The following is a 6,337-nucleotide window of genomic DNA, read 5'->3' as shown; positions in this document are numbered from 1 at the left end:
GGACGGCGGGGGCGCGGCGGCGCCCGGGGATCCGCCCGGCGACGGAGACGCTCCGCCGCCGGGCGGTGGACGTCACTGCGTGACGGGGGCGGGGTAGACCGCGGGGCTCTCCGCGCGGTCGTCGGGGAAGACCTGCTTGATCGCGCCGTCCTGGACCTGCATGACGACGATGGCGGCGTTCTCGTTCTCGCCGTCCTCGTCGAACGAGACCGGGCCGTTGCTCACGACGAGCGGCTCGTAGGCGGTCGCCGCGATCGCGTCGCGCAGCTCGGTCGTGTCGACCGACCCCGACTCCTCGAGCGCGCCCGCGATGACCTGGATCGCGTCGTAGGCGAGGACGGCGCTGGTGCGGATCTCCTCGCCGAACTGCTCGCGGTACTCCTCGGCGAGGGCGATCGCGTCGGGGTTCGTGACGTCCCAGTGGTAGTTCGCGTCGAAGTAGTTCTCGCCTCCGCCGGGGGCGTCGGTGATGAACTGCGGCTGGTCGTACGCGCCGTTCGCGACACCGAAGACGGCGTCCAGATCCGGCTTGATCGTCTCGACCGCCTGCGAGACGAGGAGGCTGTCGCGGTAGTAGCCGGCGACGGCGAGCACGTCGGCGCCCGATGCCGCGACCTGCTGGATCTGCGTCGTCATGTCGCTGACGCTGGTCGCGTCGTAGCTGATGATCGGGTCGACCGTGAGGCCCTCCTCCTCGGCCTGCGCCTGGAAGGACTTCAGGGTCGCCTGACCGAAGTTGCCCTGCTCGTAGAGGAAGGCCACCTTCTCGACCGGGGTGCCGGACGCCTCGCCGAGATCGACGAGTGCCGAGGCGCCCTGCTCGCCCATGGCCGAGGCGTTGGGCTGGAGGCGGAAGGAGTAGGTGTAGCCCTGATCGAGGATCTCGTCGAGGCTCGACACGTCCATCACGAACGGCACCTTGTTGCGCTCGGCGACGGCGGCGACGTTGGCGCTCGTCGCGCTCTGGAAGGTCCCGATCAGTGCAACCGCCCCCTCCTGGATGAGCCGCGTCGCCTCGCTCTGACCGACTTCGGGCTTGCCCTGGGTGTCGGCGGTGGCGAGGGTGAGCGTCGCCCCGCCGAGCGCTTCGATGCCGCCGGCCTCGTTGATCGCGTCGACGGCGAGCTGCGCGCCGTTGTCCATCTGCTGGCCGTCGGCCGCGTTCGCCCCGCTCTCGGGGTGGAGCGATCCGATGACGATCTCGTCGACGGTCTCGGTCTCGGTCGCGGACCCGGCGGACTGGCCGACGGCCGAGCCCGAGCACGCGGCCAGCACGATCGACGCCGCGGCGACGCCAGCGACGGCCATCAGGCGGGTTCCTCTGTTCACTGCTCCTCCAAGGAGTCTGGTCGTCCCGCTCGAGCGGTGTTTCGCTCAGCGGAACATGAGTTGTGGAAGGTTTCTGGGGGACGCTGTCCAACCTAAGCAGCGTCGTGCCGCGGGCTGTTTCGCCTCCGTTAACAGTGCGTTTCTTTCCCTGGGCTCCACCCGGAATTCGTTCCGTCCAGCGGAACGGGCGCTAGTGTCGTTCCACAGGTCCCGGCGATAGCGGCGGGAGCATCTGCTCGAGACAGGAGACGATCGTGGCCGAGTCGGACGGCGGCGTCACCGCAGGCCGGGAGGAGGGCGCGCTCGATCCGGCGCGCGCCTCGACGACCGAGCGGGTCGCTCACGTGCTGCTCGCGCTCGGCACCGGTGGGCGCCGCCTCGGTGTGTCGGAGCTGTCACGGGAGCTGGGTCTGAGCAAGGCGGTGGTGCACCGGATCCTGCAGACCCTCGTGACCTGCGGTCTGGTCGCGTTCGACGCCTCCGCCCGCCGCTACCGGCTCGGTCCCGCGGCGGTGGCTCTCGGCCGGGCGGCCGAGCGGGACAGCGAGCTCCGCGAGGCGGCGATGCCGGTGATCGCCCATCTCGCTGCGGTCACCGGCGAGACGACGACGCTGTCCGCGAGGGTCGGGCACCGCAGGTTCTACGTGGGGCAGGTCGAGAGCTCGCAGCCGATCCGGATCACCATCACGATCGGCGAGCACCTCGGACTCGCGGTCGGGGCCAGTGGGCACGCGATCCTCGCGCATCTCGGGGAGCGCGATGTCGACCTGGTGCTCAGCGAGCCGGTCCCGAGCGTGACGTCTCGCACGATGGTCGACCCGGTCCTGATCCGCGAGCGACTCGCCCTCATCCGCGAGCGGGGATGGGCGGAGTCGGAGGGGGAGCGGGTGCGGGAATCGAGCAGCATCTCGGCGCCGGTCTTCGACGTCTCCGGCGACGTGGTCGGAGCGCTCAGCATCGCGTTCCTCGCGTCACGGCTCGATACGACGCGCAAGGACGCGTTCGCCGAGCTGGTCCGTGCGGCGAGTCGGGAGGCGAGCGAGTCGCTGGGGCGCCTGCAGGCGCGCTGACCGGGAGGACAGCCTCCCCTGGTGGACGACCCGCCGGTGACGCCGGTCTCCGCGGTCCCTGCTCAGAAGGGTGGCGGCGGGTCGGTGAAGCGCGCGACCCGGCGGGGCGGCGCGCCCGGGAGCGCCGGTGGGCGGGTGGTGACGCGCCGTCCGGTGGGGGTGGTCCAGTCGGCGGTGCCGTCGGGGTGGAGGACGTAGGTCCAGCGATCGCCGTGGCGGACGTGGTGGTGGGCGACGCAGAGCGAGGCGAGGTTCTCGAGCGCGGTCTCGCCGCCGTGGCGCCACTCGACGGTGTGGTCGGCCTCGGTGCCGGATGCCGGGCGGGTGCAGCCGGGGAAGCGGCAGGTCTGGTCGCGCAGCTGGAGGTGGAGGCGCATCCGCGGGGGAGGGAGGCGCAGGGTGCGGCCGACGGAGACGACCGTGCCGGCGTCGGGATCGGTCAGGACCCGGGTGAACGAGGCGCCGTCTGCGACCAGCTCCCGGGCGACGCCGGCCGGAACGGGGCCGTAGCCGTCGAGGTCGGCGGAGGTGTCGTCGAGACCGGCGGCGGTCGAGGCGGGGAGGGTCAGGCGGACCTCGGCACGCACTCCGGGGATGAAGGTCCGAGTCGCGCGCTCGGGGAGGTCGACGGGAGCGGTGCCCGACACGTCTCCCTCGCAGAGCAGGTCGGCGAGGGCGTCGGCTCGCAGCTGCGCGAGGGTGCGCTCGTCACCGAGCGTGCCCCTCTGCTCCCCGGTGTCGGGAGTGCCCTCGCGGAGGGTACGGGCGATCCTGTCGAGACGGGTGAAGGCGCCGAGAGCGGCGGGAGCGGGGAGGAGCGCGGACAGGGTCGCCATGCCGTCGATCTCCGGGGTGATCCAGACGGCGCGGTCCTCGCGGGCGCGCCGGTGGCGCTCGGCGAGAGGCTGCTGGTGCAGCTCCTCCCGGAGTCGCGCCAGTGCTCGCCGCAGCTGCGTGGGGGTCAGGGACACGGCAAGAGGAGCGGCCCGCTCGTCGAAGGCGCCGCGGGAGGCGACGGGCAGCGTGGCGGCGACCGCGCACACGATGCGGCCCGACTCCCACAGGACGCGCGCCTCGGCCAGAGCGGCGCGGGTCAGCGGCAGGTCCTCGACGAGCAGCTGCGCCTGCTCCAGTGAGCGCGAGGCGGACCCCTCCGAGACTCCGAGGGCGACCGCGAACTCGGCTCGGATCGAGCGCTCCACGAGGTCGCTCGACTCGCTGCGCGACCGGCCGCGGGCGAACGCCTCGGGGCGCTCGAGGGCCGCTCGGTAGCCCGCGTACAGCTCCTCGGCCGCGGCGAGGTGGAGCGGCGCGGCCGAGCGGGCGAGCACGGCGGCGCGGTCGCCGCGCCCGCGGACCTCCGCGAGCACCGCCTCCGTCGTACCGATCTCCGTCATGAGGGCAGTGAACCGGGGACCACTGACATTCCCTCGACTTCGTGGCGCAGTCGTGGCGCATTCGGAGCGACGCCGCGCCGTCGCCGCACTGTCGGCCCGAGCAGCGCCGGGGTTACGCCCCCAGCCCGAACTCCGCGTCCAGCGCATCGAGCTCCGCCACTGCCGCGGCCCGCAGCCGCGCCTTCTCGCCCGCGGGCAGCCACGACGCGTCCACCCCGGTCAGCGCCATCGCGCGCAGCTGCGCGTGCGTGGCTCCGATCGGCCCCGCGGCCAGGCGGTACTCGTCGGCAAGCGTGGTAGGGAACATGCCCGGGTCGTCGGAGCAGGGGGTGACGCGCAGACCGGCGTCGAGCATGGCGCGGATGGAGGCGCGGCGCCACGGTCGCCAGGAGCGGCGGGAGGTGGTCGACGCGACGGTGAAGACCACTCCGTCCTCGCGCACCCGCTCGACGACGGCCGGGTCCTCGAGCACGAAGTAGCCGTGGTCGATGCGGTCGCAGCCCAGCAGGTCGAGGCAGGTGATCGTGTTGGCGGCGGTGGGGGCGTGCTCGGAGGAGTGCGCGGTGCGGCCCAGGCCCGCCCGGCCGGCGAGCGCGTAGGCCTCGGCGAAGCGCTCCGGCGGACCGGCGGTCTCGAGGTTGTCGAGGCCGATGCCGGCGACGTACTCGTGCGGGGAGTCGACGACCTGCTGCACGAGAGCGAGGGCCTCCTCGCCGCTGCGGCTGCGGTCGATGCCGGCGTTCATCCGCCCGGTCATGCCGAAGTCGCGCTCGGCCGCGCGGATGCCGTCGGCGTAGGCCTCGACGCTGCCGCGGTACCCCAGGCCGGCGAGGTGCTCGGGGACTCCGTCGAAGAAGAGCTCGAGGTGACGGGTGCCGCTGCGCCGATGCGCGTCCTCGAAGGCCTCGTAGACGATCCGCGTCAGGTCCTCGGCCGAGCGGAGCACCTGCACGACCCACTCCGAGACCTGGAAGAGGGAGTACGAGACCTCGGGCTCGCCGACCGAGCGACCCTGCGGGACCGGCACGACGGTGTCGCGGTAGAGCGCGGGATCGGGCGGCAGGGAGTTGATGTCGGCGAAGATCCGCTCCGGGTCGGCGGGCAGGGCGAGGCCCTCCCGGCGGGCGAGCTCGGCGAACGTGCTCGCGCGCACGGTCCCGATCAGGTGGCAGTGCAGGTCGACCTTGGGGATCCGGCGGATCCACTCGTCCGGGACGGCGGAGGGGGCGGTGATCGGGGGCTCGGTGCTCATGGCGGTCTCTCCGGGTGGTGCGGGCGGTGCGGGGGTCGAGGGCCCGTGCGCGGCGCGGCGGCCGCGCACGGGCGGGCCGCCTACTGGGCGGTGACCTCGCGGGCGAAGCGGTCGACCCACTCCGAGCGGGTGGGGACGAGCTCGGTGGGGTCGAGGGTCTCGTAGCCGGCGGCTGTGGGGTCGGCGGCGATGTCGCCGACGACGGCGGTGATCGACTCCGGGACCTGCGCGGCGAGGTTCACGGGCAGGTCGCCCACGATCTCGGCGGAGGAGGTCTGCGCCTCGACCGAGAGCAGGTAGTCGATGAACTGCTCGGCGGCGTCGGTGTTCGCCGCTCCCGCGGGGATCATGGCGCGGTTGGTCGCCGTGTAGCGGCCGGTGGCGGGAGGGGTCCAGGCGATCGGCTCGCCCGAGGCGACGAGGTCGGTGGCGAAGCCGCTCAGGGCGTCGGCGGCGGTGATCTCGCCCTGCGTCAGCAGGTTCGTGACCTCGGTGGAGGAGCTGTAGAACTGCAGCACGCCCGGTGCCCAGCCCGACAGGGTGTCGAGCGCCGTGTCGATGTCGTAGGGCCCGTCGCCGTACGCGGCCGCGACTCCGCTGATCATCAGCTGGCCCGCGGTGACGGAGATGTCGGGCAGCGCGACCCGGCCGGCGTTCGCGGAATCGCCGTAGAGCTCCCAGTCGGCGGCCTGCTCGGCCGAGAACGCGTCGGTGGAGTAGAGCGTGCCGTTGAGCTGGTAGCTGTAGGCCGGGCCGAGGTACACGTCCTCCTTCGCGAAGTCGGCGATGTCGGCGATGGCGGGAACGGCGTCCGCATCGACCTGCTCGAAGAGGTCGTCCTCCTGGCCGAGCGCGGCGTAGTAGTCGCTGATCAGCATCACGTCGACGCCGGGGTCGTCGCCGCCCGCGAGCTGCAGCTGCGAGAGCCGGTCGGAGTTGGAGCCGGTCTCGACCTCGACCTCGATGCCGGTGGCCTCGGTGAACGGGTCGATGACCGCCTCCTGGAACTGCTCGACGCCGAAGGGGAAGGTGCTGACGACGAGCGTCTCGGAGGCGCCTTCCGCGCTCTCGGAGTCGGAGCCGCCGGAGCAGCCGGCGAGGGCGAGGGCGCCGATGACGGCACCGGCGGTGAGGGTGACGGCGCGCCGGGGAGTGGTGCGGGACATGGCGGTTCCTTTCGAGGGGGAGCTGCGGAGGAGGGAGGAGCTGCGAACAGGGAGCTGCTGCGGAAGTAGGGAGCTGCTGCGGAAGAGGAGGAGGCGGAAGAGGAGGAGGTGGAGGAGAGGGAG

At 72.8% G+C, this 6,337-nt stretch carries 5 protein-coding genes; 1 reads left to right on the top strand and 4 read right to left on the bottom strand.

Going from position 1 to position 6,337, the window contains the following annotated elements:
• Positions 1-72 precede the first annotated feature (72 nt).
• Complete coding sequence (locus NB037_RS10525; protein WP_251945607.1) at positions 73-1,308, bottom strand: ABC transporter substrate-binding protein; 1,236 nt, start codon at positions 1,306-1,308, stop codon at positions 73-75.
• 275 nt (positions 1,309-1,583) lie between these two features.
• On the opposite strand from NB037_RS10525, the gene NB037_RS19890 reads away from it, so the two are divergent.
• Positions 1,584-2,399, top strand: a complete 816-nt coding sequence (locus NB037_RS19890) for an IclR family transcriptional regulator (RefSeq protein WP_251945606.1) — start codon at positions 1,584-1,586, stop codon at positions 2,397-2,399.
• A gap of 62 nt (positions 2,400-2,461) precedes the next feature.
• On the opposite strand, the gene NB037_RS10515 is transcribed toward NB037_RS19890, so the two are convergent.
• The 3 genes from NB037_RS10515 to NB037_RS10505 all read right to left on the bottom strand — a co-directional run bounded on the left by NB037_RS10515 (position 2,462) and on the right by NB037_RS10505 (position 6,214).
• The gene (locus NB037_RS10515) at positions 2,462-3,796 is read right to left on the bottom strand and encodes an HNH endonuclease signature motif containing protein (protein ID WP_251945605.1); all 1,335 of its coding nucleotides are present in this window, start codon (positions 3,794-3,796) and stop codon (positions 2,462-2,464) included.
• 112 nt (positions 3,797-3,908) lie between these two features.
• Positions 3,909-5,048 carry an adenosine deaminase family protein gene (locus tag NB037_RS10510; RefSeq protein ID WP_251945604.1) on the bottom strand — a complete coding sequence of 380 codons (1,140 nt, stop codon included), beginning with the start codon at positions 5,046-5,048 and terminating at the stop codon, positions 3,909-3,911.
• A gap of 80 nt (positions 5,049-5,128) precedes the next feature.
• Positions 5,129-6,214, bottom strand: coding sequence for an ABC transporter substrate-binding protein (locus NB037_RS10505; protein ID WP_251945603.1), 1,086 nt, complete (start codon positions 6,212-6,214; stop codon positions 5,129-5,131).
• Positions 6,215-6,337 lie beyond the last annotated feature (123 nt).

The organism is Rathayibacter rubneri (assembly GCF_023743255.1).
GTDB classification, from domain to species: Bacteria; Actinomycetota; Actinomycetes; order Actinomycetales; family Microbacteriaceae; genus Rathayibacter; species Rathayibacter rubneri.
The sequence above is the reverse complement of the archived record's forward strand: the minus strand, read 5'-3'. Positions and strand labels throughout refer to the sequence as shown.

What these genes read in the sequence shown, in the direction of transcription:
- NB037_RS10525 (WP_251945607.1), bottom strand. Translation starts at nt 1,308, where the DNA reads ATGGCCGTCGCTGGCGTCGCCGCGGCGTCGATCGTGCTGGCCGCGTGC.
- NB037_RS10515 (WP_251945605.1), bottom strand. Translation starts at nt 3,796, where the DNA reads ATGACGGAGATCGGTACGACGGAGGCGGTGCTCGCGGAGGTCCGCGGG.
- NB037_RS10510 (WP_251945604.1), bottom strand. Translation starts at nt 5,048, where the DNA reads ATGAGCACCGAGCCCCCGATCACCGCCCCCTCCGCCGTCCCGGACGAG.
- NB037_RS10505 (WP_251945603.1), bottom strand. Translation starts at nt 6,214, where the DNA reads ATGTCCCGCACCACTCCCCGGCGCGCCGTCACCCTCACCGCCGGTGCC.